General features: G+C 70.3%; 17 protein-coding genes and 1 pseudogene. 7 read left to right on the forward strand and 11 right to left on the reverse strand.

The features are described 5' to 3' along the window. Nucleotides 1-14 precede the first annotated feature (14 nt). Nucleotides 15-1283 (reverse strand): hypothetical protein, encoded by a 1269-nt coding sequence (locus tag ACQ0O7_RS18395; protein WP_430783339.1) that lies wholly within the window; start codon nucleotides 1281-1283, stop codon nucleotides 15-17. Between the two features lie 72 nt (nucleotides 1284-1355). On the opposite strand from ACQ0O7_RS18395, the gene ACQ0O7_RS18400 reads away from it, so the two are divergent. The 5 genes from ACQ0O7_RS18400 to ACQ0O7_RS18420 all read left to right on the forward strand — a co-directional run bounded on the left by ACQ0O7_RS18400 (nucleotide 1356) and on the right by ACQ0O7_RS18420 (nucleotide 6675). Continuing rightward, nucleotides 1356-1688 (forward strand): hypothetical protein, encoded by a 333-nt coding sequence (locus ACQ0O7_RS18400; protein WP_430783340.1) that lies wholly within the window; start codon nucleotides 1356-1358, stop codon nucleotides 1686-1688. Between the two features lie 126 nt (nucleotides 1689-1814). Continuing rightward, the gene (locus ACQ0O7_RS18405) at nucleotides 1815-2588 is read left to right on the forward strand and encodes an SGNH/GDSL hydrolase family protein (RefSeq protein WP_430783341.1); all 774 of its coding nucleotides are present in this window, start codon (nucleotides 1815-1817) and stop codon (nucleotides 2586-2588) included. A 62-nt stretch (nucleotides 2589-2650) separates the two neighbouring features. Further along, a complete protein-coding gene (locus ACQ0O7_RS18410; protein ID WP_430783342.1) occupies nucleotides 2651-5254 on the forward strand; it encodes an EAL domain-containing protein in 2604 nt (867 codons plus the stop codon). Nucleotides 5255-5338: 84 nt separating this feature from the next. Beyond that, nucleotides 5339-5980: a GNAT family N-acetyltransferase gene (locus tag ACQ0O7_RS18415; protein WP_430783343.1), complete on the forward strand. Its 642-nt coding sequence runs from the start codon at nucleotides 5339-5341 to the stop codon at nucleotides 5978-5980. A gap of 98 nt (nucleotides 5981-6078) precedes the next feature. Further along, nucleotides 6079-6675, forward strand: a complete 597-nt coding sequence (locus ACQ0O7_RS18420) for a dihydrofolate reductase family protein (protein ID WP_430783344.1) — start codon at nucleotides 6079-6081, stop codon at nucleotides 6673-6675. Nucleotides 6676-6721: 46 nt separating this feature from the next. On the opposite strand, the gene ACQ0O7_RS18425 is transcribed toward ACQ0O7_RS18420, so the two are convergent. Next, on the reverse strand, nucleotides 6722-8260 hold the full coding sequence (locus ACQ0O7_RS18425; protein WP_430783345.1) for a DUF4153 domain-containing protein: 1539 nt from the start codon (nucleotides 8258-8260) through the stop codon (nucleotides 6722-6724). 15 nt (nucleotides 8261-8275) lie between these two features. Here ACQ0O7_RS18425 and ACQ0O7_RS18430 point away from each other — a divergent pair, with 15 nt between their 5' ends. Continuing rightward, a complete protein-coding gene (locus ACQ0O7_RS18430; protein ID WP_430783346.1) occupies nucleotides 8276-8539 on the forward strand; it encodes a hypothetical protein in 264 nt (87 codons plus the stop codon). Nucleotides 8540-9586: 1047 nt separating this feature from the next. Here ACQ0O7_RS18430 and ACQ0O7_RS18435 read toward each other — a convergent pair. The 6 genes and pseudogenes from ACQ0O7_RS18435 to ACQ0O7_RS18460 all read right to left on the reverse strand — a co-directional run bounded on the left by ACQ0O7_RS18435 (nucleotide 9587) and on the right by ACQ0O7_RS18460 (nucleotide 14789). After that, entirely contained in the window at nucleotides 9587-10219 is a 633-nt protein-coding gene (locus ACQ0O7_RS18435) for a carbonic anhydrase (RefSeq protein WP_430783347.1), read from the reverse strand. A gap of 11 nt (nucleotides 10220-10230) precedes the next feature. Further along, nucleotides 10231-10662 carry a methyl-accepting chemotaxis protein gene (locus ACQ0O7_RS18440; protein WP_430783429.1) on the reverse strand — a complete coding sequence of 144 codons (432 nt, stop codon included), beginning with the start codon at nucleotides 10660-10662 and terminating at the stop codon, nucleotides 10231-10233. Between the two features lie 75 nt (nucleotides 10663-10737). Further along, a pseudogene (locus ACQ0O7_RS18445) lies at nucleotides 10738-11685 on the reverse strand (GAF domain-containing protein); the annotation flags it as partial. Between the two features lie 177 nt (nucleotides 11686-11862). After that, the gene (locus ACQ0O7_RS18450; RefSeq protein WP_430783348.1) at nucleotides 11863-13368 is read right to left on the reverse strand and encodes a tripartite tricarboxylate transporter permease; all 1506 of its coding nucleotides are present in this window, start codon (nucleotides 13366-13368) and stop codon (nucleotides 11863-11865) included. Beyond that, nucleotides 13368-13805: a tripartite tricarboxylate transporter TctB family protein gene (locus ACQ0O7_RS18455; RefSeq protein WP_430783349.1), complete on the reverse strand. Its 438-nt coding sequence runs from the start codon at nucleotides 13803-13805 to the stop codon at nucleotides 13368-13370. The genes ACQ0O7_RS18450 and ACQ0O7_RS18455 overlap by 1 nt, the downstream gene beginning before the upstream one ends. Next, the gene (locus ACQ0O7_RS18460; RefSeq protein WP_430783350.1) at nucleotides 13806-14789 is read right to left on the reverse strand and encodes a tripartite tricarboxylate transporter substrate-binding protein; all 984 of its coding nucleotides are present in this window, start codon (nucleotides 14787-14789) and stop codon (nucleotides 13806-13808) included. Nucleotides 14790-14965: 176 nt separating this feature from the next. Here ACQ0O7_RS18460 and ACQ0O7_RS18465 point away from each other — a divergent pair, with 176 nt between their 5' ends. Beyond that, nucleotides 14966-16186, forward strand: a complete 1221-nt coding sequence (locus tag ACQ0O7_RS18465) for an oxygenase MpaB family protein (RefSeq protein ID WP_430783351.1) — start codon at nucleotides 14966-14968, stop codon at nucleotides 16184-16186. A 55-nt stretch (nucleotides 16187-16241) separates the two neighbouring features. On the opposite strand, the gene ACQ0O7_RS18470 is transcribed toward ACQ0O7_RS18465, so the two are convergent. The 3 genes from ACQ0O7_RS18470 to ACQ0O7_RS18480 form a co-directional block, all read right to left on the reverse strand. Next, the gene (locus ACQ0O7_RS18470) at nucleotides 16242-17393 is read right to left on the reverse strand and encodes a TetR/AcrR family transcriptional regulator (protein ID WP_430783352.1); all 1152 of its coding nucleotides are present in this window, start codon (nucleotides 17391-17393) and stop codon (nucleotides 16242-16244) included. Between the two features lie 897 nt (nucleotides 17394-18290). Then, a complete protein-coding gene (locus ACQ0O7_RS18475) occupies nucleotides 18291-18803 on the reverse strand; it encodes a GNAT family N-acetyltransferase (RefSeq protein ID WP_430783353.1) in 513 nt (170 codons plus the stop codon). 34 nt (nucleotides 18804-18837) lie between these two features. After that, the gene (locus ACQ0O7_RS18480; RefSeq protein ID WP_430783354.1) at nucleotides 18838-19818 is read right to left on the reverse strand and encodes a TniQ family protein; all 981 of its coding nucleotides are present in this window, start codon (nucleotides 19816-19818) and stop codon (nucleotides 18838-18840) included.

Consider the following 19818-nt stretch of genomic DNA (forward strand, 5'->3'; position numbering starts at 1 on the left):
CACCACGCGGGCTGTCAGGCGGCGGCGCCGGCGGCCTTCACCAAGTGGATCGTCTGGTCGATGGTGGCCTGGCGGTCGGTGGTGAAGGCCGGGTCGAGCAGGGCCTCCGGGTCGGCGAAGGGCAGCAGGGCGGAGATGTGCAGGTGGCCTCCGGGGATGTCGGTGGCGCCGAGGGCCACGCGGAGACGGTTCGAGCGGTACATGCTCTCGTTCGACAGGTAGCTTCCGCCGCCGCCCGAGGAGGCCTGGCCGCCCGGGGTGGGTTCGCCGTCGTGGCATGTCACCCGGCCGGTGGGGCGGTCGCCGGCGGCCCATTCGCACAGCTGCGGGTTCAGGCGGGTGGGCCACGGGGTGGTGCCGGCGCCGACCATCGCCTGGTGCGGCAGGGTCGTCTCGATCCACTCGGGGGTGGGGGTGGGCTGCGGCCAGCCGGCGGCCGGGGGCACCTGTTCGGGGGTGCCCACGTTGTTGTTGTCGGGGACGCCGCCGCGCCAGCCGGCCGCCCAGCGCTCCACGTGCATCACGCCGCGCAGGCCCTGGCTGATCGTCATGATCAGGTCGGCTCGCTGCGGGGACCGGCGGGTCAGGTGCGGGCCGAAGGCGTCCTCGACGATGCCCCGGTCGAAGCCGCCCCAGGTGACCGGCAGTGCCACCGCCTGCACCTGCACGGTGCGGCCGGCACTGCGGAAGACCGCGCCGTCGAGTTGCAGGGCGGCGCCGCCGGACGGATTGGAGCGGCGGATCTCGGCGTCCAGCTGGTACGGGTCGAAGCCGCTGACCAGCACCCGGGTCACACCGGGGCGGAAGGTGGTGGAGGTGAGGCCGCGGGCGGCGTACTCATAGGTCTTGACCAGCTTGTCGCGCTGGGTTCCGGAGAGCGGGAAACGGGGCGTCCACTGCCGGATGTCGCGGGTGCCGGTGAGCCGGGTCCAGTAGAGCGGTCGGTCGTCGTACCGTTCGATGTCACCCATCTGGATGCGGCCCTGCGCGCGGGCGACGGCGGTCGTCCACAACCGCTCCCCGGCCGCTTCGGCCTTCCTGGCCGCGGCGGCCAGGGTGGGTGCGGAGCAGAGCGCGGCCCGCAGCCCGCCGGGCAGCCCGGTGAATCCGCCGGCCTCGATCAGGGCGCCGGGCACCTGTTCGGCGGCGATCCGGGCCTCCTCCACGGTGACCGGCAGCGCGGTGTCGAAGCAGTCACGGGTGGCCGCGGAGGCGGGTGCGGGCGCGGCGACCGCCCCCAGCAGGAGGGCGGTCAGTGCTCCGGTGATTCGTACCAAGGTCACAACCTCTTCCCAAAGACGACATCAACACTTGTACGTCTACAGGGGATAGATCGGAATCGCTACTGTGACGTCATGCCGCAAGACTTCAACCCCGCACTGCGTGGGTACGAGATGAGAAAGGTCGACGCGGTCCTGGATCGCGCCGTCAAGGCCCTGGCCTCCGGGAGCCCGTCACAGCGCGCGTCGGCGCAGGCGGCGCTGCGGGCGGCGGATTTCCCGATCGCGCTGCGCGGTTATGTCCGGGACGAGGTCGACGACGCGGTGCGGGAGCTGCTGCGGCAGTTCGGCGAGCACGACCTGCGGGAGACGCTGGGATCGGTGCTGCGGCTGACGGAGCCGACGGACGAGTCGATCGTCGACGAGGTGCGGCGGCTGCGGGAGCTGGCCGATCGGCACGATCGCTGAGTCTCGTGGCCGGGACGCCATCGTCGGCGCCGTCGCCCTGGACGGTTTCGCCGAGCCGGCCGCCCGGCCGCGAAACAATAAATTCATATTCTTCTTTTTCTCACCCCGGCGGTTTCTACTTCGGGCATGAAACGCGCCGCCGTCCTCCTCGCCACCTCCCTGCTCGGCATCGGCCTCGCCACCCCCGCACGGGCCGCCGCCCCCGTCGACTACGCCGCCCTCGGCGACTCCTACTCCTCCGGGGTGGGGGCCACCGGGCAGTCCGGCTCCTGCCTGCGCAGCAACCGCAGCTACGGCCCGCTCTGGGCGGCCGCCCACAACCCGGCCACCTTCCAGTTCCTGGCCTGCAGCGGGGCCACCACCGACGACGTCCGCAACACCCAGATCCCGGCGCTGAACAGCGGCACCGACCTGATCAGCATCACCATCGGTGGCAACGACGCCGGCTTCACCAGCACCCTGCTCACCTGCTGGACCACCAGCGACGCCAACTGCGCGGCCCGGGTGAACCAGGCCAAGGCCTACGTGGCGAACACCCTGCCCGGCAGACTGGACGCCACCTACGCCGCGATCCGGGCCAAGGCGCCGGGCGCACGGGTCGTGGTCCTGTCGTACCCGCTGATGTACGCCTCCCCCGCCCCCGGCTGCGCGCTCAGCGCCGCCAAACGGCAGGCGATCAACGACGGCGCCCGGGTGCTGGACGAGAAGATCCAGGAACGGGCCGAGGCGGCCGGATTCGTCTATTCGGAGGTGCGTGACGACTTCGCCGGGCACGAGATCTGCTCACCACAGCCGTACCTCAACGGTGTGACCCTCATCCCGGCGCAGAACTCGTACCATCCCAACAACAGCGGATACGCCAACGGCTATCTGCCCGCGTTCACGGAGATGGCGGGATAAGACCCGTAACCGGTGCGGTCCGTCAGTCGTTGGCGAGTCGGTATCTCCGAACGGACGCATAGATGTCAGGCCAGGCCCGTTCCGTCCTCGTCGCCGTGCCCGCCGTCCTCGGCGGGGCGGCGCTGATCACCGCGCTGATCCTGCTCCCGCCGGCCGTCGGCGCCGGGCTGCTGACCGCCTGCTCGGCCGGCACCGCGGCGGTGATGATCCGGGCCGCGGCGACCGGCCGGGTGGCCGGACCGCGCACCCGGGCCGCGGCGCTGGCCGCCGGGGTCCTGCTCACCGCGCTGGCCGGGGCCGGCAGCGGGCTCGCCTCCTGGCTGGCGCCGGACGTGCTGGTCGGCGGTGGGGTGCCGCTGCCCGCCGAGATCCCGCTGGTCACCATCTTCCTGGTGGCGCTGCTCTACCTGCCGGCGGTGCTGCGCCCCCGGCAGCCCCGCGACGTGCTGAGCCGGCTGCGGGTCGGGCTGGACATCCTCGGCGTCACCGCCTGCCTGATGTTCCCCTGCTGGCTGCTGATGTTCAGCGGCGGTGGTGAACGCCGGGGCGCGTCGATCACCGCGCTGATCTTCGGGGGTGGCGCGGCCGCCGCGGTCGCGGTGATCGGCCTGCACGCCGTCCGGCACCGGGGCGCGCTGCGCTGGTGCGGCCCGGCCGCCGCACTGTCCCTGATCTCGTCGACCGCCATCGTCGTCGGCCTGGACCATCCCGGTCACCCGAACGCCGACATCGCCACACTCGTCGCCGCCGCGGCGATCAACGTGGCCGCGGTGCTGCTCTGGTACGGGTCGGTCCGGCTCGCCCCGGACACCGGCGCGGTGCCACCGCCGGGCAGCGAGTCGGCCGCCAGCTTCCCCCTGCTCACCGTGCTGAGCGCGGGCGCCGCCCTGGTCGCCGTCTACCACCTGATGAACGGTGGCGCGATGGACGCGACCACCATCGCGCTCGGCGCCACCGCGGTGATCGCCGTGGTCGGCCGGGAGTGGGCGTCAGCGGTCACCCTGCGCCGGCAGGCCCAGCACCTGATCACCCAGGGCAACCGGCTGCGCGGGCTGATGTTCGGCACCACCGACGTGGCGATGGTCCTCGACTCCACCCTGGCCGTGCGCTGGCAGTCGCCCGCGGTGGCCCGCCAGTTCGGCCTCTCCGACCAGGAGGTCCTCGGCCGCAGCGTGTGCGCGCTGGTGCACCGCGACCATGTCGACGCGGTGCACCGATTCCTCACCGAGCAGATCACCGGCGGTGGTACGGCGGACGGCCTCGCGGTCCGGCTCCGCGACGGATTCGGCCGGTGGCGGGAGACCGAATGGAGTACGAGCGGGGCCGACCCCGCCGAGCCGGGCGCCAACCTGGTGGTGCACGTACGGGATGTGACAGGTGTCCGTGATCTGGAACAGACCCTGCGCGAATCCGCCCACCTGGACCGGCAGACCGGCCTGGCCAACCGGGACGGGCTGCTGCGGGCCGCCGAGCTGACCCCGGGCGCCGGCGCCGTCCTCGTCGTCGAGCTGGACGGGCTCACCGCGATCGGTGACGTGCACGGGCCGGACGTCGCCGAGATCGTGCTGGTGGAGGCGGCCCGGCGGCTGCGGGTCCAGGTCACCGGCCCGGACATCACCGCCCGGCTCGGCGAGACCCGGTTCGTGGTGCTCACCGGGCGCGGGGCGATCCGGGCGCAACTGCTGGCCGGGCAGGTGGTCAACGCGCTGTCCGCGCCGTACCCGGCGGCCGGGGTGGTGGCGCACCTGTCCGCGTGGGCCGGCCTCGCCGACCGCACCGGCACCGACCTGGTGGACGAGGTGATCCGCCGGGCCACCCTCGCCCTGCGGTCGGTGCGGTCCGGGCCGACCGGCGCGGTCGAGTGGTACGCCGCCGAGATGGAACAGCGGCTGCTGCGCCGGTCCACCCTGGAGCAGGACCTGCCCGGCGCGCTCGCCCGCGGTGAGATCGACCTGCTGTTCCAGCCGATCGTCGAGCTCACCGACCGCGGCCCGGCCGGAGTGGAGGTGGTCCCGGTGTGGCGGCACCGCACCCTCGGCCCGGTGGAGGCCGCCGAGTTGCGGCCGCTCGCCGAGGATCTGGGGCTGCTCACCCGGCTCACCGAGTCGGTGCTGCGCCGGTCCGGGCCGCTGCTGGCCGGCTGGCGGCGGCAGTACGGCGACCTCCGGCTGTCCGTCGACGTGCGCCCCCGGGAACTCCTCGACCCGGCCTTCCAGGTGTGTGTGCAGACCGTGCTGGAGGGCAACGGGCTGCCGTACCCGGTGCTCACCGTCGAGATCGCCGAACAGCACCTGCTCGACGCCCAGCCGGCCATCGACGACCTGGCCGCCTGCCTCGGGCAGTTGCGCGCCCTCGGGGTGCGGACCGCGGTCGACGACTTCGGCACCGGGCCGATCTCGCTCAGCCGGCTCCGGATCCTCCCCATCGACCTGCTGAAAGTGGGACGGGAGGTGTACGGCCACAGTTCGGTGATGGACGTGACGGTCTCCCTCGGGCAGCGCCTGGGGATGGAGGTGATCGCCCTGGACCTGCGGGATCAGAGCGACATCGACGCCGTACGGTCGTCGGGCTGCCGGATCGGGCAGGGCCCACTGCTCGGGCGGCCGATGCCGGCGGAGCGTCTGGAAGCACTGTGGGAGGACCACCGGAGCCGTCGTCCACTGTAGAGTCCTGCGGTCATGGGGGAACTCTCGGTTCGGTTCCTGGACGGAAAACCAGACACCGACCTATTGCGTACGCTGTACGAAACGGTGATCGAGCCCAGTTTCGTGGCCGGTGAGCGGGAGCCGTTCGACAGGTTGACGCGTGTGCTGGACGCCGGGGAGCTGCGCGGGGCGGTCGCGGTGACGCCGGACGGGGAGCCGGTGGGCGCGCTCTTCCTGGAGTGGTTCGCGGACGTGCGGGCCGCGCTGCTCTGCTATTTCGCGGTCCGGCCCGATCTGCGCGGGCAGGGCGTGGGGCGGATGCTGGTGGCCGGCGCGACGCCCCGGTGGCGGGCCGAACTCGATCCGCTGGTGGTCTTCGCCGAGGCCGGTGATCCGCGGGCCGCCACCCCCGCCGATCTCGGGGACGCCTCCGATTTCGGGGACGATCACGCCCGGTTGCGGCTCTACGCCGGGTTCGGGGCCCGGCGGTTGCCGATCGGCTATCTGATGCCCGAACTCTCACCCGGCGCCGGCCGGCTGTCCGATCTGCTGCTCCTGGTGGTCTCGGCGAGCCCGGCGGTGAGTCCCGAACCCGGCCTGATCAGGGGATCGATCGTGGCGGACTTCCTGGTGCGGTATTTCGCCCGGCAGGAGGGCCGGGCCGACCCGGACGGCGACACCCGGCTACGGCGCCTACTGGCCGAATGCCGCCGCGACGACCACATCCCCCTGCTGCCCCTCGCCTGAGCCGGGCGATGAGTTCCCGGCTCGGCGCCGGTCCTGGACAGTGCTGGTCCTGGACAGTGCTGGTCCTAGACAGTGACGCCGACATCGCGGAGGACATCATGGGACTGATTCACATCGATCTTTTCACCACGCTCGACCTGGTCGCGCAGTCGCCGGGCGCGCCGGATGAGGACCCGGAGGGCGGTTTCGCGTTCGGGGGCTGGCAGGCGCCGCTGATGGACGAGGCGGTCGGCGGGTCCGTGCTGGCCGGGATGGACGGGCTGGACGCGCTCCTGCTGGGCCGGAAGACGTACGACATCTTCGCCGCCTACTGGCCGCATCAGGACGACACGATCGGCCGGCTCTTCAACCGGGTGCCGAAATACGTGGCGTCCCGCGGCAACCCCGATCTGCACTGGACCGGATCGTCGCTGGTGACGGACGTACTCGAAATCCGGTCCAAGCATGAGAACACGCACGTGATCGGCAGCCTGGACCTGGTGCAGACCCTGCTGCGCGAGAAGCTGTTCGACCGGCTCACCCTGTGGGTCTACCCGATCCTACTCGGTGCCGGGAAGAAGGTGTTCGACGGCGGTCAGGTGCCCTCGAACCTGACCCTGCTGGAGCCCCCGGCCGCCGGTGGAAGCGGCGCGGTGATCCTGAAGTACGGGCTGGCCGACGGCGTCCCCGGCACCGGAGACATGACGAGGAACTGAGCGCGGGGTGCTCCGGACCGCGGGCGCGATCCGGAGCACCGGACTGTCAACGACGCGTCTTGGGCAGGTCGTACTGATCGGCCGATCGGCAGTCCTTGTGGTTGCCGATCGCACCCGGGCCCAACTCGGCGAGCGCGTCACGGGCCCGTTCCCGGCCGAGGTTCCACGCGTACCACGGATCGTCGCCCCGCAGATCGTCGGCGATCCAGCTCAGTGTGCAACGCCGGACCGGGTCGGGCAGGGTGGCCAGGGCCGGGGTGGCGTCCGCGGACAGCGCCCGCAGATACCACGCGTCGATCCGGCCGGTGTCCGCGTACCGTTTGGCGTTGCTCCGGGCCACGTAACCCTCCGGGTCCAGGACCGCCAGACCGAGAAGCATCACCACCGCCAGACCGACCGTGGTCGACGGGATCCAGCGGCCCCGCCACTTGACGCCGGCCACCGCGATCAGCACGAACACGACGCCGAGCAGCATCTCCGACGCCATCACGAAGATCCGTTCGCCGGTGAAGCTGTACACCCGCTGGTACTCCCACATGCGCGACAGCGCGGACGCCACGATCACCACGCTCAGCGCGCAGATCAGGCCGAGCAGGACCCGCAGCATGACCCGTTCGGTGCCGGTGTCGCGTTTCGCCCAGCGGGACAGCGCGGCCAGCAGCACCAGTGACAGCAGCGTGACCGCCACCAGCTGCCAGAAGCCGCTGCGGGCGTACTGCGAATAGCTCAACCCCGCCGTTTCCAGTACGTGCGTGCTCCCACCGAACAACACGGTGAACTGCACGGCCACGAACCCGGCGAACAGAACCACCAGGGCGGCACAGGCCGGCGCCCACTCCAGCAGACCGAATCTGCCCTCCCCCTCGGTGTCCATGCCGGACGTCTTCGGCGGCGCCGACAGGGTGTAGACGCCGGACACCGCGAGCAGCGCACCGGCCACCGCGAGGAAGACCCACTGGAAGACCGAACCGCCGTTGAAGTCCGGCACCACCGTGTCGAGCAGGGTGGAGAAGGCGACGTCCGCCGACGACAGCAGCGCGCCGAAGACGAGCAGCACCACGACGGTGAGCCCGGCCGAGAAGAGAACCCGGCCGGCCATGCCCGGATTGCGGCTGGTCCGCAGGTGGTTACGCACCCACGGGATGCCCTTCAGCGACGCGTACGGTGCGGCGATCAGACTGAAAAGGATCGACCGGACCTGCCGGCCGCCGACGATCGCCAGAGCGGTGCAGCCGATCGCGCCGAGCACACTGAACGTCACCAGCCACCAGGCGTTCCGGAACGCCGGAACGAGCATCAGAGCCAGCGCGGCCACCGCCCAGCCACCGCGGTAGAGCCGCTCCGGCCGGGGCAGATCCTTCGAGGTGCGCACCGCGAACGCCACACTCAGCGTCAGCGTCAGCCATGCCAGGAACCAGCCGACACCGACCCGGTCCAGCGGCAGAAAGAGCAGAAAACCGAGACCGCTTGCCAGTACGGCGGCCGGAACGGCCCAGCCCTGCGCCGCCTTCGGCCCGCCCCAGTGCTTCTCCCGGAACTTCTGCCACGCGGTCGGCGGCGGCTCATAGGCGCCGAACGGCCGCATCGCATACGGCGCCCCATGCTGATATCGCGGATCCGCGCCCTGCTGGTGCGGCTGCCCGGCCTGACCCGGCTGTCCGGCCTGACCCGGCTGCCCGGCCTGACCCGGCTGCCCGGCCTGACCCGGCTGCCCGGCCTGACCCGGCTGCCCGGCCTGACCCGGCTGCCCGGCCTGGCCCGGCTGTCCGGCCTGGCCCGGCGCAGTTCCGTGCCCGGCCCCCTGTCGCGCCGCCGGGGATCCGGTCGCGGACTTCGCCACCACGGCTGCCGGGTCCACCGGTGACGATGACGCCTGTGCCATCGGCTGGGCCGCTCGGTCATCAGCCCTCGCCGCAGACGCGTCCTTCCCGGTCTCGCCCGCGCCCTTCTTCGATCCGGTCCGGTCCACGCCCGTGACCGATTCTGATCCACCCGCACCCGCGCCCGCAGCAGTCCCGGCGACACCCGCACCCGCGGCCGTCCCAGCGACACCCGCACCCGCGGCCGTCCCGGTGACACCCGCACTCGAAGCCGGTGCCGGGCCGCCCGTGCTCACGGCCGGGCCGGACCCGAGAGTCCCCGTTTCCGGCGCGGATCCACCCGCGCCACTCTCGGATCCGGGCCGGCTCGTGTGCCCGGGCGCCACCGCTCGGCTCGCGTCACTCCCGGTCACGGTCCCGCTGTCCGCCGGAGCGGCCGCTGACCGCTGAGCCGGGACCTCTTGGACCGGAAGCATCGGCACGAACAGTGCGTAACCTCGCGTCCCCGGTGGAATGCTGACCGGAATCGCCCAGGCCGGCTCGCCGTCGGCCCCGGGCCAGACCATCGACGGAATGGCGTCGGTCGGCGGCATGACCAACAGCTGCGGCGCCGATACGGGCGCCGCGGCGGCCGGCTTCGGCACGATGGTCGGGTCCGGTGCGGTGGTCGACTCCGGTGCGGTGGTCGGTTTCGGTGCGGTGGTCGGTTTCGGTGCGGTAGTCGGGTCCGGCACGGCGGATCGCCCCGTCTCAGCCGGATCAGGTTGCTCTGGTGGCAGCTCCGCCACTGCACCCTCCTAGGTTGCTCGGTTCGCACACTGTAGGGCGTGCGCCGAGCAATTTCTACGCTGGGACGGGTCCGTACCGCCGCGACGGTCCTCACTGATGGCACAGATCCGGGATGTCGCCGTCACCGAACCGGTCCGCGCCCGGCCGACGTCGCGGAGGCGGAGGCCGGTTCGCGGCCCGGCGCGGACCCTGACGGCCACTTCAGTCAGGCCGATCACCCGCGGAAACGTCATGGAGACGGGCCGCGACGTGAAAACACCGGCCCGGCGAAGGACGCCGGGCCGGTGTGGGAGGAGTGCGGGTCAGGCGGGCTGCAGTTTGCGCAGCGGCTGGGCCTCGACCACCTGGCCGGAGGCGAGGGAGTACCAGGTGGGCACCACGTTCACCCGGCCGGCCGTGACCGCCCGGTCGATCAGGGCGGAGCGGTCCAGAAGCTGTTCCGCGGTGAACCGGGCGTGCTGCTCCACCGTCTCCTCGAACGTCTCCGCGCCGGCGATCCGGGCCCGCACGATGTCCGGCGCGATGTGCTCGGCGACGTCGCGGATGCAGCCGGGCGGCACCTTGCCCTCGTCGACCATGGTGGTGGCGGCGGCCACCGCGCCGCAGCCGTCGTGGCCGAGGATCACGATCAGCGGGACGCCGAGGACCTCGACCGCGTATTCGATGGAGCCGAGCACCGACACGTCGAAGACGTGCCCGGCGGTCCGGACCACGAACAGGTCGCCGAGCCCCTGGTCGAAGAGGATCTCCACCGGCACCCGGGAGTCGGCGCAGCCGAACACCAGGGCCGAGGGCGCCTGCGCGCCGACCAGTTCGGCCCGCCGGTCGGCGCCACGGCGTACGTCGGCGGTGCTCAGCCCGGCCACGTACCGGGCGTTGCCCTCCCGGAGGGCCGCCCAGTGCGTGCCGGTGGCGGTACCAATGACGTTCGACATGTCTCTCCCGATCAGTTGAGGATGGCGCCGGTGACGGCGACCTGCTCCTTGAGGACCTCGTTGATGAGGCCCTGGGTTTCGTTGATCTTCTCGACGGCGGTGTGGATCTGAGCCAGGGAGCCGACGACCGCGTCGACGCGCGCCTGGATGGTGCTGACCCGTTCGCTGACCTCGGCGGTGGCCCGCTCGGTCTCCCCGGACAGCTCCTTGACCTCGCCGGCGACCACGGCGAAGCCCTTGCCCGACTCGCCCGCGCGGGCCGCCTCGATGGTGGCGTTGAGGGCGAGCAGGTTGGTCTGCGCGGCGATCTGCTGGATCGTCTTGACCACCTGGTTGATCTCGGCGCTGGCCTGGCCGAGGGCGGCCACCTGCTCGTTGGCCTCGACGGTGAGCCGTTCGCCGGTCTGGGCGACGGCTGACGCGTCGGCGACGTTGCGTTCCACCTCACCGATGGATTCGAGGAGGGTACGGCCGGCCGTGTTGAGCTGGGCGGCCGCGGTGAACCGTTCGAGGGCCTGACCGACCAGGAACGCCGTGTTGCGCAAGGCCGCCTCCCGTCCGGGGTACATGATCAGCGTCCGGGTGGCGAAGAAGTCCATCGTCCCGACGATCTGCCCTCCCACTCTGATCGGCAGGCAGACGCCGGATTTAACCCCGGCGGCCTGAGCCGCGGGCCGGCGTACACAATCGGTCAGTTCGCCGAGGTCTTCGACGAACACCAGGTCGCCGCGCGCCCAGGTGCGACCGGACAGGCCGACACCTTTGGCGAACGAGGCGGACATCGTGACGCGGCGGAACTCGGCGCCGGCGTCCCCGGACTCCAGGGCGAAGCGGAGCACGTTCTCCTCCTCGTCCAGGGACCAGAACGAGCCGTACTGCCAGTCGAAGTCGGCGCGGATGGTCTCCAGCGCGGAGCGCAGCGCCTCATCCCGGCTGGTGGCCTCGGTCATCTGCCGGATCACCGTGGAGACGGCTTCCACGTCCTGGGCGTTCTTCTCCTGCTGGACGGCCTCGTGCAGGCGGACCAGGGCGGCGGAGACCAGCACGCCGACGGCACGGAGCACGCCGAGGCGGCTGTCGGTCAGGGCGAGTTCCTCGGTGGAGAAGAAGTCCATCGTCCCGACGACGGTGTTCTTCTCCACGATCGGGAAGCAGATGCCGCTCTTGACGCCCGCGTTCAGGGCTGCCGGGGCGCGTACACAATCGGTGAGGTCTGCCAGGTTTTTGACGAAGACCAGGTCGCGCGAACGCCAGGCGCGACCGGACAGGCCCACCCCTTCGGCGAACGCGGCCTCCAGGGTGACCTTGCGGAACTGGTCGGTGACGGTGCCGCTCTCCTGGGCGAAGCGGAGCAGTTTGGCGGGTGCGTCGAGCTGCCAGTAGGAGCCGTAGGCCCAGTGGAACCGTTCCCGCACCAGCGCCAGCGCGGTGCCGATGGCTTCTTCAGGGGACTTGCACGTCTCCATGGCCCGCACGATCGCGGTGACGGCCTCGACGTCTTCCCGGGCTTCGGTCAGCTGCTCGTTGAGCTGATCCGACTCTCGTTTCCTGGCGCCGAACACTCTGCTCCCTCCGGCGGGCGGCGGGGGTCGCCGCTCGTCTTGGCGGGAATGTCGGCACGGTGGCGGGCCGGTTGAGGAAAATCAGTCGTCGTCGGTGAAGACCTCCTCGCGCCGCTTGCGGATCGTCGGCAGGACCGCCAGGACCAGGATGAGCACGGTCAGTGCGAGCAGGGCCGCGGAGATCGGCCGGGTCAGGAAGACCGCCGGGTCACCGCGGGAGATGATCAGCGCCCGGCGCAGGTTCTCCTCCAGCAGCGGGCCGAGCACGAAGCCGAGCAGCAGCGGCGCCGGCTCGCATCCGCATTTGATCAGCACGTAGCCGAGGAGGCCGAAGAAGGCGATCGCGTACACGTCGTACGGGTTGGCGCTGAGCGAGAACGTGCCGATCACCGCGAACAGCACGATCATCGGGAACAGCACCTGGTAGGGGATGCGCAACAGCCGGACCCAGATGCCGATCAACGGCAGATTCAGCAGTACGAGCAACACGTTGCCGATCCACATGGACGCGATCAGGCCCCAGAACAGGGCCGGTTCCTCGGTGACCACATTCGGTCCCGGGGTGATGCCGTGCACGATGAACGCGCCGACCATCAACGCCATCACCGGGTGCGCCGGCAGTCCCAGGGTGAGCAGCGGGATGAACGAGGTCTGCGCGGCCGCGTTGTTGGCCGACTCCGGGCCGGCCACCCCCTCGATCGCGCCGTCGCCGAACTGCTCGCGCCGCCGGGAGATCCGTTTCTCGACCGCGTACGAGGTGAACGACGCCAGCACGTGACCACCGCCGGGCAGGACGCCGAGCGCCGCGCCGAGCCCGGTGCCGCGCAGGATCGGGCCGGTGATCCGGCGCCGGTCCTCGGCCGTCGGCCAGAGGTTCGCCACCGTGCCGAGCAGGGCCGGGCGGTCGCGTTCGTTCTCCAGGTTGCGCAGGATCTCGGCGATGCCGAACATGCCGACGGCCACCGACACGAAGTCGATGCCGCCGAAGAGTTCCCGCTGGCCGAGGGTGAAGCGCGGGGTGCCGGTGTAGATGTCCTGGCCGACGGTGCCGAGCAGCACGCCCAGGGCGATCATCGCCAGTGCTTTCAGCGTCGATCCGCGGGCCAGTGCGATCGACACGATCAGCCCGAACAGCACGAGCGCGAAGTAGTCGGCCGGGCCGAACCGCAGCGCCACACCCGCCAGCGGCGGGGCGGCCACGGCCAGGATGACGGTGGCGACGGTGCCGGCGAAGAACGATCCGACCGCGGCGGCGGCCAGGGCCGGGCCGGCCCGGCCCTGGCGGGCCATCGGATGGCCGTCCAGGGCGGTGACCGCCGACGACGACTCACCCGGCAGGTTGATCAGGATGGCGGTGGTGGAGCCGCCGTACTGGGCGCCGTAGTAGATGCCGGCCAGCATGATCAGCGCGGTGACCGGCTCGAAGTTGAAGGTGATCGGCAACAGCATCGCGACGGTGGCGGTCGGGCCGATGCCGGGCAGCACCCCGACCGCGGTGCCGAGCAGCACGCCGGCGAAGCACCAGAGCACGTTCTGGGCCAGCAGGGCGGTGGAGAACCCCAGCTGCAGGTTGCTGAGGAGATCCATCACCAGCCCCACAGCGGGAGCCGGACCTGGAGGCCGTAGAGGAAGATGAGTGTGGCGGCCAGGGTCAGCCCGGCCGCCACGGCCACCGCGGTCAGCGGCCGCACCCGGCTGCTGGCGAACGCGGTGAGCAGGGCGGTCACCAGCGCGGTGGGCACGAAGCCGAGGCGGCGCACGAAGAACCCGAAGAACAGCACGGCCGCGGTGATCAGGCCGGCGGCCCGCCAGGGCACCCGCTCGAACGGTGCCCCGGATCCGGCGAACAGGCCCTTCCCGGCGATGGCCAGGCCGAGGGCGGCGACGATCGTACCGGCGAGCAGTGGGAAGTAACCGGGACCCATGCGCAGCGGGGTCCCCCGGTCGTAGCCCAGTGACCCCACCACGAACAGGCCTCCGATCAGGACGAAGATCCCTCCGGACAGCACATCCGCCCGCCGCATCTAGGAGGCCCTGACGCCGGCGTCGGCGATGACCTTGGCCCAGGTGGTGATCTGTTCCTCGAGGTGGGCGCGGTGGGCGGCCGGGGTGGCGGCGGCGGCGTCGACCGGCGCGGTGCCGAGCTCGGCCATCTGCTCGACGACGGCCGGGTCGGCCAGGGCGGTGGTGAGGGCGGCGGACAGCTTCTCGATCACCTCCGGTGGGGTGCCGGCCGGGACGTAGAGGCCGTGCCAGACGCTGACCTGCAGTTGCGGCATGCCGGCCTCGGTGGTGGTGGGCACGTCCGGCAGGCTGGCGACCCGGGACGGGGTGGTGACCGCGTACGGCTTGACCTTGCCCGCGGTGATCTGCCCGCTCGTGTTGGTCGTCTGGTCACACATGAAGTCGACCTGTCCACCGACCAGATCGGTGAGCGCCGGGCCGGTCCCCTGGTACGGCACCTCCTGCAGCTTCACACCGGCCGCGGCCTGGAACAGCAGTCCGCAGAGGTGCGAGGCGGCGCCGATGCCGGCGTTGGCGAGGGTGACGGTGCCCGCGTTGGCCTTGACGTATTCGGTCAGGCCGGCCAGCCCTTCCGGCGGAAAGTCGGGCCTTGCCACGATCGTCATCGGCACCTCGGTGACCATCCCGACGGTGGCGAAGTCCGCCAGCGGCTGGAAGCCCAGCTCCTTGTAGAGGGCGGGCGCGGTGGACATGCCGATGTGGTGCATCAGCACGGTGTACCCGTCGGGCTGGGCGTTGGCGACCTGGCCGGCGCCGACCGTACCGCCGGCACCCTCGACGTTCTGGACGACGATCTTGCCGCCGAGCGCCGCGGCCATCGGGTCGGCGATCATCCGGGTGACGGTGTCGGTCGGTCCGCCGGCGCTGAACGGCACGACGAAGGTGATGTTCTCGCCGGGGTACTCCGCGCCGGTCTCGGCGGGTCCGGCACATGCGGCGGCGAAGAACACGAAGGCAACTACGGCGATCGATTTCGTACGCATGCGCGGACGGTAGTTGCCCTGTGAACTAGATCACTAGAGTTGCCGCCCGTACGTCATCGAAACGATGCCTTGCCGACCACGCCCGCGATCGCTATGTTAATGGGAAATCACACATCGATGAACTTTAAAACCCCTCCGTAGCACCGGTGAGAGCCGCTCGGGAAGCAGGTAAGCGAATGCAGAATCTCAGCAGGAGAAGCGTTCTGACCCTCGGCGCCGCGCTGGGGCTGGCGGGCGCCACCGCACCCTCGCAGGCGTGGGCCTGGTCGTCGGCGGGCTCCATCGCCGGCACCGACACCATCTCCGACCCGTGGAAGGTCTGGGACGACGCCACCGACCCACTGCTCGTCTCGATGCTCCAGAACGGTCAGATCCCGGCCGTCAACAACGCCTTCGAGACGTGGGTGAAGAACGGCGACCCGCTGCCGTCCGGCCCCGGAGTGCCCGCCGCGCTCACCAGCTACCTCCAGACGTACAACCGCCTGCCCGCGTGGGCCGACCAGACCAAACTCAACCGGGCCGCCCAGTTCAACAAGCGGATGAGCCTGTACCTCTTCCTGCTGTACGGCCTGGGCAGCGGCATCATGAGCACGGTCATCCCGCGCGAGGCCCGCAACGTCTACTGGTCCGAAGGCGGCGCGGTGATGAAATCCCGCGCGGCCAAAACCTTCACCTACGGTTACGACCTGAGCGCCCTGGACGCCTTCCAGCCCAGCGGCCACTTCATCACCACGTCCAACAAGACCCGACTGACCCACGCCGCCGTACGCCATCTGCTCCCCCAGTCGTCACACTGGCGAGCCGTCACCGACGACCAGGACTTCATCCCGATCAGCAACGGCGACATCCTGATCACCTTCCACAGCCTCGGCACGTTCGTGCACGGCAAACTCAAGTCCTGGGGCATCCGGATGTCCGCCGCCGAAGAGGAGGCGTTCCTGCACATGTGGCAGGTCGCGCTGCACCTGCTCGGCGTCCGTGACGACTTCATCCCGGCCACCTGGGCGGCCGCTAGAGAGCAATCCCAGTACGCCCTCAACCCGCTGCTCGCCCCCACCCCCGAAGGCATCGACCTGGCGAGCATCCTGCTCAACCTGACCTCCGAGATCGACCTCGGCGTCACCCGCGGCTTCCAGCGGGAATTCGCCCGCTACCTGCTCGGCGACAAGGTCGGCGACTGGCTGAGACTCCCGCGCGACCTGGTGTCCCGCGGCGTGATCGAAGTGGGCTGGCCGGCCTACGTGGCCTTCCGCGAGGGCACGTCCGGGATCATCCCGACCACCTACTCGCTGTTCGACCGGTTCATCCGCGGCCTCGCCATGCTGTTCCTCAACAACGGGACGTCGGCCACCTACACCCCGATCACCATCCCCACCGGCAACCGGGCCGGCACCTGAGGTCGTGTGGTGTTCTCCGGCGCGGATCGCGCCGGAGAACACCACACGACGTTGCTCAGACGGTCAGAGCACCGGCCGCCAGAGCGGTCACGATGTCGCGGTGGCCGGGCGTGTCCTCCCAGCGCAAGGCCCGCCCGGCCTCCACCACCACACCGAAATCACTGTGTACGAGCAACCGCGCCTGCCTCGGATCCAGCTCCGGGCGAGCCGACCGCAACTGCTGCTCCCACACCGCGATGTACTCCCGCTGCGCCAGGATCAGCGGGCGGCGCAGATCGGCCGGCAGCCCACGGATCTCCGCCTCGGCCACACTGTTCAGCGCGTTGTGCTCGAAACTGTAGGCGACGTACGCCGCGGTCAGCGACATCAGCGCCGACCGGGGATCGGACCGCTCGTACAGGCTGCGATCCACCGCCTGCGCCAGCAGACCCGCCGCCTGCAGACACGCCGCCACCAGAATGTCGATCTTCCCCGGGTAGTGCCGGTAGATCGCCGACGGGGCCAGCCCCACCGCCTGCGCGATCTGACCGTTCGTGACATTGGCGAACCCGTCCCGGGCGAACAACGGCACCGCCGCCGCCAGAATCTCCGCCCGCCGGGTCCGCGGCACCGGCGGAGCCGGCAACTCGACCAGGCCCGCACTGCCCGCCGCCGACCCCGGATCGGTGCCGGCCACCCGCAACGCCGACGCCAGCAGCAACTCCTCGATCCGGCGCTGGGCGATCGACGTGTGATGCATGGTCACCGAACCGATCGCGCCGAGCGCCGCCACCGCCCGCAACCGCTCCGCCGGAGCCGGCACCCGCGCCGCGACCCGGGCCACCACCTGCTCGAACTTGGCCCGCAACAGCCGCCGGTCGGCACGCTCCAGATAGCGGGCCTCCCACCGGTACAGGCCACCCGACGCCCGGTGCGCCACCGTCACCCGGGTCAGCGCCGCCAGCACGTCGGCCAGAGCCGCGTCCTCCGGGGTCTCGTCCAGCGCGGCCACCAGCCGGTCCACCATCACCTCGGCACAGCCGGCGAACAGGGCGTACTTGTTCGGAAAATGCCGGTACAGCGCGGCGGCACTGATCCCCACCGCGGTGGCGATCTCCTCCATCGAGGCGGCGTGATAGCCGCGCTCGCTGAACACCTGGCCGGCCGCCTCGACGATGAGCTGCTTACGGTTGTGCGGTCGGGTGGCCGCGGTCGGCCCGGCTGTCATCCGGCTAGTCAATCACAGCACTGTTTCCGCCCCCGTCCTCGTCGCTCCGCTCCGCCCCACCCACCGTCGTTCCCCAACCCACCACCGTCTCCCGCCCCGGCCCTACTCCCCAGCCCACCACCGCCATCTGCTCCAGCACTGCTTTCCGGCCTGGATCGGCGCGCCCCACCCCGCCGTTATTCGCGGTCCCGGCGTCGGCGCGCACCGCGTTCCCCACCCGAACGGTTTCCGGCCTTGAACCAGGCCACCGCTTAGATCAACCAACGGCGAGAGTCGAGTCCACCGAAAAAGCGGCATTCTTGGCTTCCGGCTCGCTCAGCACCAATCCCTCGTTCGAGCACCTTCCAGCTGAGATCTAGGCAAATCTGCCACCGCAAAAGCCATCTTCTAGGCCGCCGACCCGAGCTCGGTAAATTCCCCACATGAATGTCCGTTACTCGCCTTCATCCTGACCAATCTTGGCAGATTTACCACCGGAAAAGAGTCTTGTTCTCGGCTGCCTGATCATTCGCGGTCAATCCCACGCGCAAACGCCCCACCCAGCCGAGATCTTGGCGGATTTACCACCGAAAACGGTGGTAAATCCGCCAAGATCGGCCAAGGCGGAACTGGAAGGCGGACACTCGCCCGGGGAATTGACCTCAGACGGGCCAGCTGTGGGGTCTCAGTGGATCTGATCCGGCCAAATGGCCTCTGAACTGCATGGATCAGTTCCAGCGAGACTGCTGATCGGTCCCGCGTGTCTCAGTGGATCTGATCTCTTTCGGGCCGCAGAGCGTTGGTGTCCTGTGTCAGCCGATCCTCGGCGCGGTGTCTCTGGGGTGCTGTGAGGAATCTTGAGTGGCGGACTCTCCGTGATCATGGTCGAGAGGCATGCTTAGATTTCTCCCGTTTCTGTCATTGGTTCTTGCCTGTTTGTTGCGTTCTGCTGGCCAGTGCGTAGTGGCGGAGCTTGACGGGCCTGCCGTCAGGGGTGGTCCAGTCGGCGACTGTCGTGTGGGTGTGCCGCCAGCCAGTGGCTTCGTAGAAGGCGATAGCTGGCGAGCGGTGTTCGTCAGTGACGTTCAGCGTGAGGTCGTATTCGTTTTCGGTGGCCCAGGTTCGGACGTGGTCGACGAGTGCGCTGGCGAGAGCGCGGCGACGGGCCACGGGAGCGACGAAGAGCCGGGAGAGTTCGACGTGGTGGCCAGCGTTCTCACCGGGGGTGCGTTGGACCGCGATGTGGCCGTCGACAGTGCCCGCCACCTCTTCGGCGATCCATGCTTGCAGCAACCGCGGCGGATTGAGCCATCTGCGCGGGTCCGCCGGCCAGTTCAGTGGGTATGCGTCGGTTTCATGCACCGCGCGCAGAGCTTTGACGCACTGATCCAGGTCGGTGACTCGCCGGGTTCGGATGGTTGGGCGTGGCATCAGAACATTATTTGTGGCTGCGGGCGATCAACTGTCACAGGACAGTTGGGATGGTGTTGTTCCTGAGCGCGGTATAGATCGAGCGGTCGGGTTCGCGGGTGTTCGGTAACCACCAGGCGGGCAGCTCGGAGCCTTGGGCCCAGTGGAGAAGTGGGCTGCCTTGGTCGAGTAGCCGGCGGGGTTCGGGGTGGTCGAGATAGCGCGCGGCGTGCGCGAGGAAGATCATCGGTGTGGGGCCGCGGCTCGGTAGTTGCGGGACGCGCAGCAGGCCGGGGTGCCGTGCGAAGAGCGTGGTGAGAGCGATGGTCTCTGGCGAGCGGATGACGTCGCCGGTGACGTCGGGCAGTAGGGCGGCGCGATCGCGCCAGCGCTGGGCGATGTGGTCCGCGCTTCCGGTCTTCGCGCGGGCCCAGTCGTTGGTGATCTCGGAGGCCGTCGTGAACGCCGTGGTCACCGTGTTGCGGCGTCGTCGGCGCAGGATCGTGAAGCGGCGCCAGGCCGTGAGGATCTCTGGTGCGGGGTGCAGCGACTGGTCGACGGCGCGGGGCTCGGTGTGGGGCGCCAGCGCTCGGCCGTGCCGGAGGCAGATCGGCAGAACGCTGGGCCGTTTGGTCATGGCCAGGGTCTGGACGTTGTAGCGGGCCGCGCAGTGGGAGCAGGGCCGGACCAGGTCGTTGTCCCTGCTGGTGAACCGGTGCCAGGTGTAGGCGGGTGGCCATCCTTTTCGGGTTCGGCGGACGTGCAGGACTCTGCGCAGCGGGTCCTCGTAGTAGCCGCTGAGCAGCGAGAGCCGGAAGAAGGCGTGCTCGTTGAGTTCGAGGTCGTAGGTGTGGATCTGTCTGCTGATCGTCCAGCCGGTGCCCTCGCCCAGGTGGTCCAGGAGCAGGCCCGTTCCGGTCCGGTTGGCGCGGCCGAGACGGTGCATGTAGGAGAACACCAGCTCACCGGGCAGCGGCCGGACCTGGACCGGAAGCCGCCGAAGGTCGCTCTTCCAGTCCTGCCTGCGGGCCGTCAT

The organism is Actinoplanes sp. G11-F43 (assembly GCF_050589265.1).
In the GTDB taxonomy this organism is placed as follows: Bacteria; Actinomycetota; Actinomycetes; order Mycobacteriales; family Micromonosporaceae; genus Actinoplanes.

Excerpts from the sequence above, each read along its gene's own strand:
- ACQ0O7_RS18405 (WP_430783341.1), top strand. The coding sequence starts at position 1,815 with ATGAAACGCGCCGCCGTCCTCCTCGCCACCTCCCTGCTCGGCATCGGC.
- ACQ0O7_RS18435 (WP_430783347.1), bottom strand. The coding sequence starts at position 10,219 with ATGTCGAACGTCATTGGTACCGCCACCGGCACGCACTGGGCGGCCCTC.
- ACQ0O7_RS18400 (WP_430783340.1), top strand. The coding sequence starts at position 1,356 with ATGCCGCAAGACTTCAACCCCGCACTGCGTGGGTACGAGATGAGAAAG.
- ACQ0O7_RS18455 (WP_430783349.1), bottom strand. The coding sequence starts at position 13,805 with ATGCGGCGGGCGGATGTGCTGTCCGGAGGGATCTTCGTCCTGATCGGA.
- ACQ0O7_RS18470 (WP_430783352.1), bottom strand. The coding sequence starts at position 17,393 with ATGACAGCCGGGCCGACCGCGGCCACCCGACCGCACAACCGTAAGCAG.
- ACQ0O7_RS18410 (WP_430783342.1), top strand. The coding sequence starts at position 2,651 with ATGTCAGGCCAGGCCCGTTCCGTCCTCGTCGCCGTGCCCGCCGTCCTC.
- ACQ0O7_RS18460 (WP_430783350.1), bottom strand. The coding sequence starts at position 14,789 with ATGCGTACGAAATCGATCGCCGTAGTTGCCTTCGTGTTCTTCGCCGCC.
- ACQ0O7_RS18420 (WP_430783344.1), top strand. The coding sequence starts at position 6,079 with ATGGGACTGATTCACATCGATCTTTTCACCACGCTCGACCTGGTCGCG.
- ACQ0O7_RS18475 (WP_430783353.1), bottom strand. The coding sequence starts at position 18,803 with ATGCCACGCCCAACCATCCGAACCCGGCGAGTCACCGACCTGGATCAG.
- ACQ0O7_RS18450 (WP_430783348.1), bottom strand. The coding sequence starts at position 13,368 with ATGGATCTCCTCAGCAACCTGCAGCTGGGGTTCTCCACCGCCCTGCTG.
- ACQ0O7_RS18425 (WP_430783345.1), bottom strand. The coding sequence starts at position 8,260 with ATGCGGCCGTTCGGCGCCTATGAGCCGCCGCCGACCGCGTGGCAGAAG.
- ACQ0O7_RS18465 (WP_430783351.1), top strand. The coding sequence starts at position 14,966 with ATGCAGAATCTCAGCAGGAGAAGCGTTCTGACCCTCGGCGCCGCGCTG.
- ACQ0O7_RS18430 (WP_430783346.1), top strand. The coding sequence starts at position 8,276 with ATGCTGATATCGCGGATCCGCGCCCTGCTGGTGCGGCTGCCCGGCCTG.
- ACQ0O7_RS18480 (WP_430783354.1), bottom strand. The coding sequence starts at position 19,818 with ATGACGGCCCGCAGGCAGGACTGGAAGAGCGACCTTCGGCGGCTTCCG.